Raw genomic sequence first — 15896 nt, forward strand, 5'->3', positions numbered from 1 at the left:
CTAGTCGGCGGGCCACCTCAGGGATCACCCCGTAACCGCCGCCGCGTTCTTCGCGGATCTGGAACACTAGTCGGACAGCGCGGTCACGCAGTTCGTCGGGGTACTTCTTGGGTGCGGGCACGGATCCATTCTCCCATAGCTTCGGAACCTCCAAGTCTCCCGGTGCGGTTCAGCAGCCGGGTGGTTGTGCGTGCGGATGTGTGACTGTTCACGCAGGATCTCCGGATGGCGTGGAAACCGGTGCACACAGGACGTGACTTCCTGGGGAGACAGACCTACACCAAAGCCAGCGCGGTGGAGGCGATCAGCGAGTGAACGGTTTCGCTCTGGACCCGGTGGGGTTGATCGAAGGCGAACCGTTCGACGTTGCCCTGGACCAGCTTCCGGCCGGGCAACTTGGCGGGCATGAGGTGCCGAAGCTGACGATCGTGGACTGGACCGACCGCATGGGCAGAGTCCCGGCACTGATGCTGTGCAACGAGAACGGCATGGCGTTGGTGGCTGCGGATCGCCCGAAGGCGAATCCGGCGGTGAAATCGACCGGTTACCTGTGTTGGTCTGGATTCGTCGACTCGCCCGCCGACCTGGCGCTCGCCCACGTGCACCACCACGACCTCCTGGAGGAGGCGACCAGGGTCTACGAGGAGCACGTACGCGAGCGCCTCGGCGCGACCACGGCCACGGTCGTCGCCCGTATACAGGCCGATGGCATCTACCCGTACCCGACAGACCGGGTGGACGACCCGATCCTCAGCGTCGAGCGGGATATGTTCGACCTTGTCGCCGTGACCGCCCGCGGCACGTTGACCGGTGGCAACCGCCAGCAGCGGGAGATGAACTCCCGACTGATCAAGCTGGCGTTGGAGGAGCGCTCGGAGAGCCTGGACACCGTGTTGGCCGCCACGCTGGAGATGTCGCACGAAGAAAGGGATCAGTTGGCCTACATGCTGCGCCAGTCATCCCTCGGCCACATCGTCGGCGCGGCGACCGAGGTCACCCAGCGCGTCGACTTGATCCTGGCGCTGCGACAGGCCATCTACGGCAGCGACATGCGCAGGCGGATGCGTGAGGTCGACCAGCTGCACCCATTGGTCAAGGACAACGCGTGGCTGTTCGGCGAAGGGTGGCGGCTTAGCCGCAGCGAACCTGGGCTGACCACCGTCCTCCGCGACGTCCTCCGCGACGACGTCCTGCTCGAAGCGGATCTCATCGCATCAGGAGGTCGGGTTCTCCGTGACAACGGCCGTGTTGGCCGGTTGGACTTAGTGCTCCAGAGAACGATCCACACGCCCGACCTCCAGCACCGGCTGGTGATCGAGTTGAAGCGCCCGAAGGTGGCACTGGGCGACAAGGAACTGCGTCAGGTGCGCAGCTACGCACGAGCGCTGAGCAAGAACGCGGCGACCGGGCGGGGCAAGTGGACCTTCTGGCTGGTCGGCGCCTCCATCTCCGAAGAGATCGAAGACGAGGTCAACCAAACCGACCGCGAGTGGGGTCACGTCACCAAACAAGCCGACTACGACATCTACGTGACCCAGTGGGGACGACTGCTCGACGACGCGGCCAAACGCTTGGAGTTCTACCGCGAGCAACTCCGCTACGACATCAGCCAAGAGGAAGCCGTCGCCCGAGTGCGTGAACGCCACTCGGCTCTGCTGCCCGAAGAACAACGCTCTGCATAGGAGCAATGAGGCTTTCCGTGCAACTTCTTGTGACGTTGGGTGATCAACTTTGTTGATCGCGTGGCCCGGCGGAGCACGCGATGGAGGAGGACCAAGGCGGCCGCGACGATGTCCCCGAGGCACCAAGCCGCGGTAGCGGCGTGGAAGCATCCGCTCCTGTAGCGGTTATGTCCACTGCTCCTGCGTAAGGGGGGCGTTGTTCAGTTGATCGCGGAGGGTTCGCCAGTTCGGCATGAACGTGTCCATGAGCTTGGTGAAGCGCGGGCCGTGGTTGCGTTCGAGGTGGTGCGTCATCTCGTGGACGACTATGTACTCCAGGCAGTCCGGGTGTTTCTTGGCGAGCTCGACGTTGAACCAGATGTGGCCGGTTTCGCGGTTGCATGATCCCCACTTGGTCTTCATCCGCCTGATAGTCCACCTTGGCACTGACGCATCCAGCCGTGGTTCCCACTTGGCAATCAGGCTCGGGATCGCCTGTCGCAGTTGTTCTCGGTGCCATCGATCAAGCAGTGTGCGTCGATGTTCGGCTGTGGTACCCGCTGGTACATACAGCAGCAGCCGCTCGCCGTCTGTCTCGAAGTGAGCTCGTCCAGGGCGCTCGATGACCTTCAGCCGGTAGCGAGTTCCCCACACATAGTGAGACTCGCCTGTGACCATCTCGCGTTCGGACTGACGTGCAGCGGAGCGAAGCTCCTCGCGTCGCCGCTTGATCCACGGCAGCCGCTGGATGACAGCCAGCCGGACCTGCTCGTCGTCGAGCCGGTCCGGGGCGGCGACGCGAACCCGTCCCAGCGGTGGATAGACACCGATGTGCAGGTGCTTGATGTCCTTGTAAAGGATGTCGACGTCGATGCCGCGGATGGTCAGGTGCGCACTAGCGGTACTCATGACGTGCCCTGATCAGCTCGAACAGTTCATCGAGACGCTCAAAGTCATCAGGTAGGGCCAGTGCGAGTGCGCGCCTGACCTTCTTCTCCTTGATCGGGTTACCCACCCATGAGTCGGGCTTGGTATGCCACATAGTTTCGTCGATCTTGACGGCCAGTTCGGCCGATGGCCAGCAGAAGTCGATCAGGGCGCGGCGTGCACCGTTGTTGGCCCACTCTGGATACTCGGTATCTGATTCACCCTTGCCGAGCTTCGTCGCATGCTCCAGCAGCTTCGCCAGGTACTCCTTGTAGTCCAGAGCTCCCTGACGTCGCTCCTCAAGGATGGCGTCGAGCACCTCGGACATCTTGTCGTAGTACTTCGGGTTCATGGCGCGCTCGTCGATGATGAGCTTGCGCATGTTGTTGGTGATCGTCTCCGCTACCGCTTCGGGGTCCTTCTTGATACCCGAGGGAAGCTTGTCGAGCGCACCAGTTCCCATTTCGACGATGAGCTGGATCAGCCCGGTGTCCTGGAAGTTGGAGACCACCTCGGAGGGCTTGGCGCTGATGTAGGTGTCGAGCAGATGGCGCATGCCAGCCTCGTACTGCTTGAAGTCGACGTCCTCGCCAGCTCCGAGCTTGACCTCGTCACGCACGTTGGCGTAGTGAGCGATCTCGTCCTTGATCGCTGCGGCTTCGGCATCGCTGTAGCCAGCGGCGCCCATCTCGTTGGCGAGGTTGCCGTACGCCCGGGTTACAGCCGCCACTGCCTTGTAGAGCTCGACTCGCTTGGGCTCGTTTGCCTTTAGCTGCTCGGCATTGCCCTGCTCGCGGGCGCAGAAGTACTGCTGATAGTGCAAGGTGTTCTTCGGCGGTTCAACCGGCTCGCACAGCGCTCGGATCTTCTCCAGCGCTTCGTCAAGGTCTTCGCGGGCCTTCTCGATGCGGTCGGATAGCAGACCCTCGATGTCCTTCTTCTCGTAGCCGTCCAACGCTCCGCCAGTATAGTCGGTGATGGCGGACTCAAGGGAGTTGAATAGGTCTCGGTAGTCGACGATGTAGCCGTAGTCCTTGTCGTCGCCGTCGAGGCGGTTGACCCGGCAGATTGCCTGGAACAGACCGTGGTCCTGCATCTTCTTGTCGATGTACAGGTACGTCGCGCTCGGTGCGTCGAATCCAGTCAGAAGCTTGTCGACGACAATAAGCAGCCGCATCTGGCCCGGATGGTCGATAAACCGGTCCTTGACGTCCTTCTCGAACTGCTCGACTTTGCTCATCGCCTTATCGGCAGGCTCGTTGAAGTGATCGGCGAGCATCTGCCGGTAGATCTCGTATTGGCGCAGCCTCTCGGTAGCACCGTGGCCGGAGTCCTCCTTGGCGATATCTCCAGCCTGCGGTGTGTAGGACGTGACGATGGCGCACTTGCCCTTGAAGCCAGCCTGGGTGAACAGCTCGTAGAACTTACATGCCTGATAGATGCTCGAACTGACGAGGATCGCGTTGCCGCGGCCATCCGACAGGCGCGGCTTGATCTCCATATCAAGCAGAATGTCGTCGACGATCTGCCGGGCACGTGGCTCGGAGCTTACAACCTTCTGCATGGTGCCCCAGCGCTTCTTAAGCTCGGCCCGAGACAGGTCCGTCATGCCCTTGGTCTTAGCTTCGAACCACTTGTCGACCTTATCGGGCGATGTTAGCTCCTGGTCGATGTTGCGCGCCTCATAGCGCAGGTCGAGCACGACGCCATCGGTTACACCCTCGTCGAATTTGTAGGTGTGGATGAAGCTGCCGAACTTCTCGATGGTGGTGGCTTTGTCTGCCTTGAGCAGCGGTGTGCCGGTGAAGCCGATGAACATCGCACCCGGCATGAGCGCTTTCATGGCGTCGTGCATCTTGCCCGACTGGGTTCGGTGGGCCTCATCGACGAAGACGAAGATGTTGCCCTTGGCGTGGAAGTCTTTGGGGACGGTTGCGTTCAGCTCCCGAATGAACTCGCTCTCGGCCTGGTCACCAGCAGAGTCGCCTTCCGAGCTGCGGAACTTGTGAACCAACGAGCCGATCAGCCACTCCTCGCTCGCATTCAGCGTGGCGATGAGGTCAGCGCCGCTCTTGGTGCGGTAGATGGACTCGTTGACCCCGCCGAACACCTTCTCGATCTGATCATCCAGCTCGGTACGGTCGGTGATCAGCAAGACTCGTGGGTTTGTCCCAGCCTGAGACTCCCGGATCCACTTGGCTAGCCACACCATCGTCAGCGACTTGCCAGAGCCCTGCGTGTGCCAGATGATGCCGCCCTCGCGCTTGACAATCCGCTCTTGAGCCTCCTTGACCCCGAAGTACTGGTTATGCCGACACGTCTTCTTTTGGCCCGAGTCGAAGACCATGAAGTCATGGACTAGCTCAAGCAGGCGTTTCTTCGAGCAGAGCTGCGTCAAGGAACGATCGAGCGGGTCGGCGATATCGGACGGCTCACGCCACGCCAGCCAGTATTTCTCCGGCGTATCGATGACGCTGTAGCGCAGCCCTTCCACGTCGTTGCCAGCCATCACGAGCTGTACCGTCGTGAAGAACGACCGGATGAACTCGGGTCGCTGGTTCCCATAGCTCTGCCGGATACCCTCGGAGACGGCGACCTTCGAGCGCTTGAGCTCGATTGTCCCTAAGGCGATACCGTTGACGTACAGCACGATGTCCGGGCGCTTGGTGTGCTGCCCGAGTACCGTCACTTCCTCGGCCAGGGCGAAGTCATTGGCCTCCAGGTGTGTCCAGTCGATGAGCCGCACCGTCTCCGTCTGCTTGCCCATGCCGGGCTTGACCTTCACCCCGTAGCGCAGCAGGCCGTAGACATCACGATTCGCCTCGTAGAGGTCACGGCCGCCACCGAGCGAGGCGTCGCTCTTCAGCTTGTCGACCACCTTGTTGATGATGTTGTCGCTGTAGCCGCGAACACGGAGGTTCTGTGCGAGCAGTTCAACCTCAACGTTGGAGTTTCCCTCGCGATATTCCCAATTACCGAGATAATCGTAACCCAACAGGTTCCGGAACAGCGCGACAACGCGATCTTGAGCCTTGCGCTCTGGTTGACCTACATTACTCATGCCGCGCTCTCCTTGCCCGGAAGGCGGGTGCGCCCAGTCAGGAGCTCCTGCATCATGCCTTGTTTGACAGCGACAGTCTTCTCAATGCTCCCATAAAGAGCAGCTATCTCGGTATCAGCATCGCGAAGCACTTGTGAGATGGCCTCCTGCTCATCGCGCGGAGGCACAGAGACGGGCAGCTTCCTAACGACGCTCCAGTCTGAGCGCGGCATGTGTGTGCCATATCCACCGCTCGCGGCCTCGGCAAATCGATCGGTTTCCACTACGTACCGTACAAATGCGCCGACGGCGTTTCTCTTGGCGCGCAGCGCCCACATCTCTGTCGAACAGAGTCCTTCGGAGTCAGCGAGCCAATATTTGCGAAGGTAGGCCCTAAGTTTGCCGAAGAGTACGTCACCAGGACGGAAGACTGTCTTAAGCGACACTGCCTCGGCAGCGGTTGAATATCCCGTTAGGCGGCCTGACATCGCGCCAATGTGCTCAAGCTCGATCAGCCTCGTACCAGCAGAGACACTCCGGGGATCAACACGTTCCCGCGTCGGCGCAGCGAGGTCCTCAAAGTGCATCTCGCACCAAGGCTCGCTGAAGCCAGGGAGGCGGACCTCGCCTGCGAGAAGCTGCTGCATCATGCCACGCTTAATCGCTCGCTTCTTTTCCACCAGCCGCCTGGTGTTCGCGATAAGCTCATCTATCTCCGAGAGGGCCTCTCCAATGGCCCACTGCTCGGAGATGGGTGGAATTAGAAGAGAAACTTTTACCAAGTCAGACTTCTTGACGTGAACGAATGATGACTTGAACCCGTGCGCCTGCCTCTCGATCTCTTTCTGTACATTCTGAAGTATGAGAAACGAATAGTAAGAAGTGACCTTCGTCTTGTCTGGGACCACCTTGAATATATGTTGGTTTAGAACTGCATTTGGGCCAGCCCATGCACGAGCTCCGAACGATGTTCCGGTTGTGCCGGACCACGCGAAGAGGATATTACCTGCCCGAATACGATACTTCTCATCAATTGGGCCATCGTAGTAGTTGTAGGGACTATTGTTGTCATTTAGGTTTTGGATCCTAATAATCGGAGTGCCGTGAGCCTTCCATTCGCTCGGCCTAAATGCTAGGCCGTTGATAAGTGTTAGCGTTTGATCAATGGTATATTCTTGCCAGCCATGTGGAAGCGCATCCATTCTTGTCTGTTCGGAAAGCTGCCCTAGTTCCATTTGGCCTTCAAATTCTGGAGGTGACGTTGAGTTCGCCAAACCATTGATGCTGTGTCGAGGCTCACACGACCCCCATGGCTGTTAGGTGAGCACCGACTCGACGGTCCAGCTGCATGATCCGACTCTCAATTTCTCCAACAGTCTCGGCGTACCGTTCACCGAGCTGTTGGATCCGGATGACCAGGGCAAGCGTCAGCGAGTTGACCACCTGGTCAACGCCATCTGCGGTCGTCGAGTGCCACTTGTCGTCGAGCACGAGTTGCTTGACCTCTGGCAGCGTAAGGTCGCCATACTTATTGAGAGTCGCCAGGTCGAGGGCGGCCTGGACTTCTTTGACAGCCTTCTTGGCGGTGGCTTCGTCGTTGTACAGCTTGATCAGGTGTTGGAGAGCCTTGATCTCTTCCGAGTCAGCTCCTTCGTGCCGGGCTACCTTGAGTCGCGTCGAAGCAAGCACCTTAGAGATCTTGCCGTCGTCCATTGCTTCGGCAAGCAGGCCGTCTTCGACGGCATGCTCCTCGATGTACTCCTCGACGGCGCGGCCAGCCTCTTCGGCTGCCGCGTTCAGCATATCAACCTCGGCCTGCTCGTCTGCGAAGTAGCGAGCGACGATGAGCGCGGGCGGGATGAGGTCCATCTTGTATCTGGTGGCCCCGCGACCCGACCCGACGACAAGATCCGGTGTCTCGGAGAGCTTGCGCTCCTTGTCCTCGATGGTCTTGCGAGGTTTTGCCGCGTTGAGCCAGCCGTCGTTCATGATGAGGAAGACATCGTCGTGCATGACGCCATGCCAGTACGTCATGAGCTGCTCATAGACGTCGTACTCGTCGAGCAGTGGAGTTTCCTTGAACCTGGCGAGTAGATCGTCACTGATATGAGCGATCAGGTCCTTCGGGACGGTTGTAGCGTCGATCGCTTGCAGGATAGGGCGGTGGGCGGCGAACCAGTCGCCAACCTGGCTGCGCACATCGGTAGCGAACTTCCGGAACTCGTCAGAGTCCAGGATGGTCTGCTGCACCTCGGTCACGCCGACCGTCAATTCGCTGTAGCCGGGGCGGTTTGGCTTGAACAGCGTGGTACGAAGGCTCGGGAACGCCTCCCAGTACCAACTGAGCGCGTCTAGGTCACGCTCAGGGATCCCGCCGTGCAGGTGAGCGTGAAGATCCTGGAGGTCCTCCGGCTCGGAGGAATCAATGTAGCGCGGAATGTTGAGGTTGTAGTCGTTCTTCGGGTCGGCGATCTCGTGGAGCGGCACCATGCGTGAATAGCGCTCGATCTCGATCTGCCTGTTGAAGACGTCAACGATCTTGTGAATGTCCTGACTGCGGAGGCGGTTCTTGTTTCCGTCCTTAATGAATCCTTTGGACGCGTCGACCATGAACACGCCGGTGCGCGCCTGGGCATTCTCCTTGTCGAGGACGACTATGCAGGCCGGGATGCCGGTGCCGTAAAAGAGGTTGGCGGGTAGGCCGATGATTCCCTTGATGTACCCGCGACGCAGGAGCTCCTTACGAATACTCGCTTCGGCATTTCCGCGAAAAAGGACGCCATGTGGCAGAATGACCGCAGCCTTACCGTTGCTCTTGAGGGACTTAAGAATGTGCAGCAAGAAGGCATAGTCGCCGTTCTTCTCGGGTGGCCGACCGAACTCGAAGCGGCCATACTCATTCTCCAGGCCATTGTTCCACGACTTGATCGAGAACGGTGGATTGGCGACGGCGAAGTCGAAGCTCCGTAGCTGATTTCCCGCGATCAATTGCGGGTTGGTAATCGTGTCACCCTTGCGGATGTCGGCGTCCTCGTTGTCGTGAAGGATCATGTTCATCTTGGCTAGTGCCCAGGTGGCGTTGTCCTTCTCCTGGCCGTAAATCGTGATGCCTCGTGGCGCCTCGTCAGCCACCTTGAGGAGCAACGAGCCCGACCCGCAAGTAGGGTCATAAACCGTATGGTCCTGCCGAGTGCCCGGTCCGATACCGACTACCTTGGCGAGTACGCGCGAGACTTCGGCCGGAGTGTAGAACTGGCCCTTGGACTTGCCTGACTCCGTGGCGAAATGCCGCATCAGGTACTCGTAGGCGTCGCCGAGCAGGTCGTCGCCCTCAGCGCGGCTGCCACGGAAGTCCAGGTCAGCGAAGATCGTCACAAGCTTGGAGAGGCGATCCTGCATCTCCTTGCCCTTGCCGAGCTTCTCCTCGTCGTTGAAGTCGGCCAAGTCGATGACCTTCTCCAGCCCGTTGGCCTCGGCGAGCCTGCTGATGATCTTGTTGATCTTGTCGCCGATCTCCTTGTCACCCTTGAGGGCGACCATGTCGTCGAACGAGCCGCCCATCGGAACGTCGATCAATGAGGTTCGGTCGGCCTTGGCCTTGTCCGTCACGTACTTCACGAACAGCAGCGTGAGGATGTAGTCCTTGTACTGGCTGGCGTCCATGCCGCCGCGCAGCTCGTCGCAGCTCCGCCAGAGCGAGCTGTGCAGGTCCGACTTCTTGAGGGCCATTACGCCGTCACCCCCTTGCTCGCGTCGAGACCAGAACCTGGCCGCGAGTCCGCGGCGAGGCGTGCGGGTGACCTATCCATTCTGCGGTATCCATCCCTTATGTCACTGTATGTTACAGGTCAGTTGCAAACCGTGACTGCCCAGTCGAGTGTCTCACGATAGTGTCGAGCACGAACGAAGCCTGTCGTCGACGCGCATCTCGTTGAGCACGTTGACCAGCCGCTCGAACAGCAAGATGTGCTCAGGTGCCATGCGCACGTCCGTCCCGACCATCTCAGCCCGGAACGACCCTGGCCGCACACTCGCGCACCCTCGACTGGGCCTCGGCGGGCGCTGAGGGCAACTGGCACGAGACGAAGGTGAACCCGGCCGCGCGCAACAGGGCCTCGCCCGCCTCGATTCGCGCGACCAGTGTCACCTCGTCCAGACCGGGTGCCAGCTGCAGCCGACGGCGCTCGGGTGGGTATGCCAAGGAGTCGGAACACGGCTCTGAACGGGCCTGTGCGGGGTGGCGAGAAGGAAGCCATGGTGCTCTGGCCCAGGCTGGAACGCGGCTTATTCGTGCAGATCAACGGCTGTTCGCGTGGCCACGGTGAGGTCGGAACAAGGCGCAGGGGTCGGAACACCCGTTCCGACCCCTGTTGTTCCGACCTTCCTCAGCCAGCGATCACGGCCTGGACGGCAGCCAGGTCCACCACAGATACCGGGTTGGGGTAGCCGTCCACGCGCCGCTTGCCAGCCGAGGGCACTCCGGCTGCGCGCAGCGCCTCCCCGAGCCGCTTGGCGTCCCAGCCGATGCGACCGGCCAGCTCCGACGTGGGACCACGCCGTGTTTGTCGTCATTCAGCACGTCGGCCAGCAGCGTTAGTACCTCGGGAAGTTCGTGCACAAGCTCGGCGTCCACCGGCTCCGGCCCGGCGGTCGCGGTTACCTCGTCGGCCAGGCGCGCGGCCACGGTGGGGTCCAGGGCGGTCAGGTCGTGCGCTCCTGCGGCGTCCCCCGTGAGTGTCCCGGCTGCCTCGCGCAGTGCCCGGCCGCGCTCGCACGCGGTGCGGATGGCGGCGATGTGCAGCAGATGGGTCCGCACGGTCACCGCGTCCCCGGCCGACAGCTCGGTCTCGCCGTCCGCCCCCAGCAGCAGGCTGGCGCCCTTGTGGCTGGTTAGGAGCTTGGAGGCGTCCATCCCGGCCTTGTAGGTGCCCGCTCCGAGGATGGTCTCGGACGCCTGGTAGGTCAGACTTTCAGCGCGAAGCGGGTGCCGAGCTGGCCGCGCAGCCCGTCGGGGATGACCTGGGCGTCCTGCTTCTGGGTGGCAAGGATCAGCGAGTAGCCGGCGGCCGGCCCGGTCTTGGCGATGTAGGTCAGCAGCTCGCAGATCCGGCCGCCGATCCTCTTGCCCTTGGGGTTGTCGGCGTCCAGCGGCACGTCCAGGCCGAGGAAGTTCTGGACTTCGTCGATGCCGATCATGGTCAGCGGCATCCCGTAGGCGGGGTCGCGGGTGATTTCCGGCGTCCCCTTCGACTCCGGGCACAGCTCGTCGTCCATCTCGGACAGCCGGTCGAACCGGTCGGCGACGTCGGCCGCGCACTCCTCCAGCACACGGATCAGCCGTCGGGCGTCGGCTTCCCGGGAGCCCCGGATGAACCGGTGTGCCACCTGTTCGAACGGGCGGAAGTCCTTGCCGCCCTTGCCGTCGGCGATGATCAGCCGCACGTGCGGGTCGAGCGCGGCGGCAGTGAGCGGTAGACGCGCGACGAACGTCTTGCCCTGGCGGGGGATCGCGCCGATCAGCAACGAGGTCCACACGACGGGCAGGTTCACGGCTGCGCCGCGGGCGGTGGTGCCGAACGGCACCGGCCGCCACAGGTCCCACGACGCCGCCGACGCCAGCGAGCTGGGTACCGGTTCGGCGGCGTACGGGTCGGCGTCGCCCACCCACAGCGCCAGCCTGCCCGCGTGGCCGTCGTCGCCGCGCACCCGCTCCACGATCAGCCGCACCTCGTCCACCGCCAATGCCGAAGCCAGCGCCTCCCGCTTGCCGATCACGTCCGACGCCTTGCGTGACGGTGGCAGGTCGAGCGTGAGCGCCCAGCCGGCGCCGTCGTGGCGCGGGGCCTTGACCAGCATCAACGACTCATCGCGGCCGATCAGCCTGGCGTCGCGGAACGCGGTCACCAGGTGGTCGCCGTTCATCAGCCACGCCAACGACCGGGAACCGAGCTGCGTCCTCCGGCCGCCCGCGCCGTCCTTGCGCCGACCGGCGACCGCCAGGGCCACCGATACCGCGCCACCCGCGACCACCAGCGGCCCGACGGTCAGCTCCGTGACAAGTCCGGCCAGGCCGGTCGTGCCTGCGCCGACCATGGAGATCACGCCCCGGCGGCGGCGCACGACGGCGATCTCCTGCCACTTGTCAACCAGCCGGTCGGCGGCCTTGGACGCCTCGTGGAAGTCGGCCACCCGCACCCACACTCACCACGCCCGGACAGTCACCGCCAGGCCGCGCCCGACCGCCGCCGGGTACCGCACCGGCACCATCACCGCCCGGCTCGCCAGTTCCATTCCGGCCTGGCGGGCGGACTCGGCGGTCTGCCACTGCGCGGGCAGCCGCGACACCGCCGACTCGGCCAGCCGGCGGGCGCGGGAACGCTGGTACTCGGCCTTGGTGATCAGCTCACCGTCCAGAACCGGCGCAGCCTGCACCACGTTCGTCCCCTCGGCGTCCGCCCCGCTGGACACGGCGGCGTTCGGGAACGGGATCAGCTCGCCGGCCACGTCGTCCTTCTGCTCGGTCAGGCTCACGCCGCACCCCCACGCAGGGCGTCGCGGACCTCGCGGGCCGCGTCGGTGCCGCACCCCAGTGCCTCCCGCAGCCGGGTCGGCGGGCAACTGCCCGGCGGCGATCAACCGCCGGGCGCGGTTCACCAGTAGGGCCACCCGGTCGTCGGTAGCCCCGCGCTGTGCAGCCCCCGCCTCGGGGACGTTTCCCTGTACTCCGTGCCGGTAGGGGCGGCGGTAGGGCCTACCGGCAGGCCGTGGTCCAGGTCCGCGAACGCCGACCAGATGACCGGCAGCACCGCCACCGCGCCGACCGCGACCAGCGGGCCGATGGCGTGGGCGAGGAGTTGCATCGCGTCGAACCGCGCCCACGGTACCGACACCCACGGCAGGTACGGCCACACGTTCAACGTCAGCGTCACCAACAGCGCCCCGTACTCGACTGCGGTGAGGTGCAGGTGCCGCAGCACCCGGCCACGGGTGGCCAGGAACGCCCGCGCGCCGACGACCACCAGCAGCACCGCCGAGATCACCGGTTCCACCGCCCACGCGCCCCACCAGGCCGCGCCCCGTTCGGACATCGACCGGGTCAGGGTGTGGTGCACGCCCGTGGTCGACCAGCCCAACGCACCGACCAGCGCCACCAGCGCCACGACGGTAAGCGCCAGGCGCACCCGCGCCGCCTGCCAGGCGCGGGCAGCCGGACGGCCTCGGCGGCGCGTTTGCGGCTGCGGCGCACCCGGTCGGTGTCGAGCAGCAGCGGCGCGGCGTCGGCCTGCAACTCCAGCAGCGCGCGCGCCTCGTCCACCTCGGCGCGCAACTCCCGGACCCGCCTGGTGTCCGTCGGAACATCGACGGGCACCACGTCCGGTACGGCCGGAGCCTGCCCGGCGACGTACCTCTCCAACTCGGCCACGGCGCGCTGCACGTCCTCGTCGCTCGGCTCGGGGAAGGGGATGAGGGTGCCGCCGCACCCCGCAGTTTCCGCCGGGGCAGTCCACGATGCGCCAGGTGCGCCGGGCGGCGGCGCTTCGGCCGGACAACAGGTTGGTCGCGTCGCGCAGTCGCTCGGCGGCCTCCCGGTTCTCCAGGCAGTGCGCGGGGGAGGTCCAGCCGCTGGGGTGTGCCAGGGTGGAGGGCTCGGCGTAGGTGAGGTGCACGCGGTTCACCGGGCACCCCCGCTCCGCTGCGGCGCGCAGCGCGGGCACGGCGTCGAGAGCGTGCGGTCCTCGTCCTGCCAGACCACGCGGGCGCTGACGGGGTCACCCGGTCGGGCGTCGCACTCGCCGCATTCCGGGGCCACGGCCGAGCGCCCTCGGCTCGTTCTTCTTCTCGTTCTTCTTAAGGACAGTCCTTCTTATGTTGACGGGTGAGCCGTCAACGGTTGACCTGGAAACGGCCCGACCTGCAGGTTCACCCTGTTTCGGCTGGTCGGCACCGTCGCCGGGTGAGCCGTTGACGGGTGAGCCGTTGACGGGTGAGCCGGAAACGGCCGCACGCTGCACGACCTCCGGCGCGACCTCCTCCAGCGTCGCTCGCAGTGTCTCGACATCGGCGGAGTAGGCCCACACGTAGCCGGCGACGTGGCCGCGCTCGTTGCGCCGGGGCCACCGGTAGAGGTAGCCGCAGCCCTCCAGCTCATGCACGGCCGACTCCAGCGCCTCCCGGGCGGCCGGGCTCCTTGGCAGGGGTGAGGTCGCGCAGCCGGTGCACGCTGGTCTGCCAGTCGTCGGGCAGGCTCAGCAGATAGCACAGCAGGCCACGCGCCCGGAACGTCAGGCGCTTGTCGCGCAGCACGCGGTGCGGGATCGACTCCCACCGCTCACCGCGTACGTGCCACATGTGGGCCATCGAGGGGATTGCACTCACGGTGTCACCACCGTGGAGCTGTGGGCATGACAAGATCGGTGCACGGCCGGGACCTCCAGCGTCTTGGTCCAGGCCTCGTCAGCGGGTGTTCGCGCACCCGGCGGGGCCGTCTACTGGAACTTCAGTAGCCCTACGTCTCTGGACCTGCCGCAGTACACCGAGAAGCGGGTGGACGTGCTGGCGGCGCGGGCGAGCCAGGCGTTCCACGAGTGGCAGCCGATCGACCGGCGGATGGCGCAGGACGGGCGCGTCTACCGCAGCTTCGGGTACGGCAAGCACGTCGAGGTGTTCGTGCTCGACATGCGGACCTACAAGGACGCCAACACCGCCGACCAGACCAAGCCCGGCCACATCCTCGGCGACCGCCAGGCCCGGTGGTTGGTCGACGGCCTCGCGCGCAGCCAGGCGACCTGGAAGATCGTGGCGAACGACCTGCCCATCGGGCTGATCGTGCCGGACGGCGGCGGCATCGAGGGCGTGGCGAACGGGCTGCCGGGGGCGCCCAACGGGCGTGAGTCGGAGCTGGCCTGGGTGCTCCGCCAGCTCGCGCGGCGCCGGGTGCGGAACGTGGTGTGGCTGACCGCCGACGTGCACTACACGGCCGCGCACCACTACTCACCGGATCGGGCCGCCGTGGGCGACTTCGACCCGTTCTGGGAGTTCGTGTCGGGGCCGCTGCACGCGGGCGCGTTCGGGCCGAACACGCTGGACCCGACGTTCGGGCCGGAGGCCGTGTTCGTGCACGCGCCACCCGCCGCGAACACCTCGCCGATGGGTGGGTTCCAGCACTTCGGTGAGGTGAACGTGAACGGGCGCAGCGGGGATCTGACGGTGGATCTGCGGGACGGCAAGGGCACCTCGCTCTGGTCCAAGACCCTGCACCCCGCGCGCTAGATGGGTAAGTCCAAGGGGTAGACGTCTGGAGACAGGGGGCGAGGGTGTCGATGTACGGGTTGTGACGACCGACATTGACACCCTCGCGACCGCACTCTACGTCAGAACCGACGACCTGCTGAAGGACGCGCCGCATCTGGCGCCGTGGCGGCCGCGGGTCGGTCTCAAGCCGCGGTTGACCGACGCGGAGCTGGTCACCCTGGCGATGGTGCAGGCCCTGCTCGGGTTCACCAGTGAGGCGCGGTTCCTGCGCCACGCCCACGCCCGCCTGCACCATCTGTTCCGCTACCTGCCCGGCCAATCCGGCTACAACAAGCGGCTTCGTAACGCCGCCGGTCTGGTCAAGGCCGTGATCCGCCTCCTGGCGGCGGACACCACACTGTGGACCGACGACGTGTGGCCGCTCGATTCCACCCCGGTGGAATGCGGCCGGTCCCGCCAGACCACGAAACGTTCCGACCTGGCCGGATGGGCCCAGTACGGCTACTGCGCCTCCCACACCCGCTTCTTCTGGGGCCTGCGCCTGCACCTGGTCTGCACCCCCGGCGGGCTGCCGATCGCGTTCGCGTTGACCGGCGCCAAGGCCGACGAGCGCACCACCCTGCTCGACATTCTCGACACCGACCCCGCGTTGGTCGAGCGACGCCCCGGTCAGACGGTGATCGCGGACAAGAACTACTACGGCCGCGACTTCGAACACGCCTTGGCCGAGGCCGGCCTCGTGCTGCTACGACCTGCCCGCAAACGCGAGGCCGAACGACCCGGCGCGACACTGTTCAAGCCGCTGCGCCAGGTCATCGAGTCGATCAACCAGACATTCAAGGCCCAACTCGACCTGGAACGACACGGCGGTCGCACCAAACCCGGCGTGATCGTCCGGGTCCTGCAACGCATCCTCGCCCTGACCGCCGCCATCTGGCACAACGACAAGACCGGACAACCCGTCAAGCGATCACTGACCGCCTACGACCACTGACCCCATGGAATCAATCATCTAG

At 64.4% G+C, this 15896-nt stretch carries 14 protein-coding genes and 1 pseudogene; 3 read left to right on the plus strand and 12 right to left on the minus strand.

What is annotated here, in order from left to right:
• Positions 1 to 335 precede the first annotated feature (335 nt).
• Positions 336 to 1682, plus strand: a complete 1347-nt coding sequence (locus tag C503_RS0136310; protein ID WP_156893776.1) for a hypothetical protein — start codon at positions 336 to 338, stop codon at positions 1680 to 1682.
• Between the two features lie 165 nt (positions 1683 to 1847).
• On the opposite strand, the gene C503_RS0136315 is transcribed toward C503_RS0136310, so the two are convergent.
• From C503_RS0136315 to C503_RS0136360, 12 genes are all read right to left on the minus strand, one after another.
• Positions 1848 to 2570, minus strand: coding sequence for a M48 family metallopeptidase (locus C503_RS0136315; RefSeq protein ID WP_018687124.1), 723 nt, complete (start codon positions 2568 to 2570; stop codon positions 1848 to 1850).
• The gene (locus C503_RS0136320) at positions 2557 to 5649 is read right to left on the minus strand and encodes a type I restriction endonuclease subunit R (RefSeq protein WP_026317059.1); all 3093 of its coding nucleotides are present in this window, start codon (positions 5647 to 5649) and stop codon (positions 2557 to 2559) included. Before C503_RS0136320 ends, C503_RS0136315 begins: the two co-directional genes overlap by 14 nt.
• Positions 5646 to 6863 (minus strand): restriction endonuclease subunit S, encoded by a 1218-nt coding sequence (locus C503_RS45435; RefSeq protein WP_084477510.1) that lies wholly within the window; start codon positions 6861 to 6863, stop codon positions 5646 to 5648. Before C503_RS45435 ends, C503_RS0136320 begins: the two co-directional genes overlap by 4 nt.
• Before the next feature lie 61 nt (positions 6864 to 6924).
• The gene (locus C503_RS0136330) at positions 6925 to 9357 is read right to left on the minus strand and encodes a type I restriction-modification system subunit M (RefSeq protein ID WP_018687126.1); all 2433 of its coding nucleotides are present in this window, start codon (positions 9355 to 9357) and stop codon (positions 6925 to 6927) included.
• A 274-nt stretch (positions 9358 to 9631) separates the two neighbouring features.
• Complete coding sequence (locus C503_RS46565; protein WP_156893777.1) at positions 9632 to 9829, minus strand: hypothetical protein; 198 nt, start codon at positions 9827 to 9829, stop codon at positions 9632 to 9634.
• Between the two features lie 195 nt (positions 9830 to 10024).
• Positions 10025 to 10540 (minus strand): hypothetical protein, encoded by a 516-nt coding sequence (locus tag C503_RS42805; protein WP_051115034.1) that lies wholly within the window; start codon positions 10538 to 10540, stop codon positions 10025 to 10027.
• A 50-nt stretch (positions 10541 to 10590) separates the two neighbouring features.
• Complete coding sequence (locus tag C503_RS43960) at positions 10591 to 11823, minus strand: hypothetical protein (protein ID WP_156893778.1); 1233 nt, start codon at positions 11821 to 11823, stop codon at positions 10591 to 10593.
• A 6-nt stretch (positions 11824 to 11829) separates the two neighbouring features.
• Entirely contained in the window at positions 11830 to 12159 is a 330-nt protein-coding gene (locus C503_RS42285) for a hypothetical protein (protein WP_018687129.1), read from the minus strand.
• Positions 12160 to 12278: 119 nt separating this feature from the next.
• Positions 12279 to 12809, minus strand: coding sequence for a hypothetical protein (locus C503_RS0136350; RefSeq protein WP_169514662.1), 531 nt, complete (start codon positions 12807 to 12809; stop codon positions 12279 to 12281).
• On the minus strand, positions 12725 to 13063 hold the full coding sequence (locus C503_RS0136355) for a hypothetical protein (RefSeq protein ID WP_018687131.1): 339 nt from the start codon (positions 13061 to 13063) through the stop codon (positions 12725 to 12727). Before C503_RS0136355 ends, C503_RS0136350 begins: the two co-directional genes overlap by 85 nt.
• A gap of 334 nt (positions 13064 to 13397) precedes the next feature.
• Positions 13398 to 13781: a hypothetical protein gene (locus C503_RS46570; protein WP_156893780.1), complete on the minus strand. Its 384-nt coding sequence runs from the start codon at positions 13779 to 13781 to the stop codon at positions 13398 to 13400.
• On the minus strand, positions 13774 to 14004 hold the full coding sequence (locus C503_RS0136360; RefSeq protein ID WP_156893781.1) for a hypothetical protein: 231 nt from the start codon (positions 14002 to 14004) through the stop codon (positions 13774 to 13776). Before C503_RS0136360 ends, C503_RS46570 begins: the two co-directional genes overlap by 8 nt.
• A 138-nt stretch (positions 14005 to 14142) precedes the next feature.
• On the opposite strand from C503_RS0136360, the pseudogene C503_RS0136365 reads away from it, so the two are divergent.
• Positions 14143 to 14898, plus strand: a pseudogene (locus C503_RS0136365) (alkaline phosphatase D family protein); the annotation flags it as partial.
• Between the two features lie 61 nt (positions 14899 to 14959).
• Positions 14960 to 15874, plus strand: coding sequence for an IS982 family transposase (locus tag C503_RS0136370; RefSeq protein ID WP_018683199.1), 915 nt, complete (start codon positions 14960 to 14962; stop codon positions 15872 to 15874).
• Positions 15875 to 15896: the final 22 nt, after the last annotated feature.

Origin of the sequence: Actinokineospora enzanensis DSM 44649, from assembly GCF_000374445.1 — a bacterium.
Taxonomy (GTDB): domain Bacteria; phylum Actinomycetota; class Actinomycetes; order Mycobacteriales; family Pseudonocardiaceae; genus Actinokineospora; species Actinokineospora enzanensis.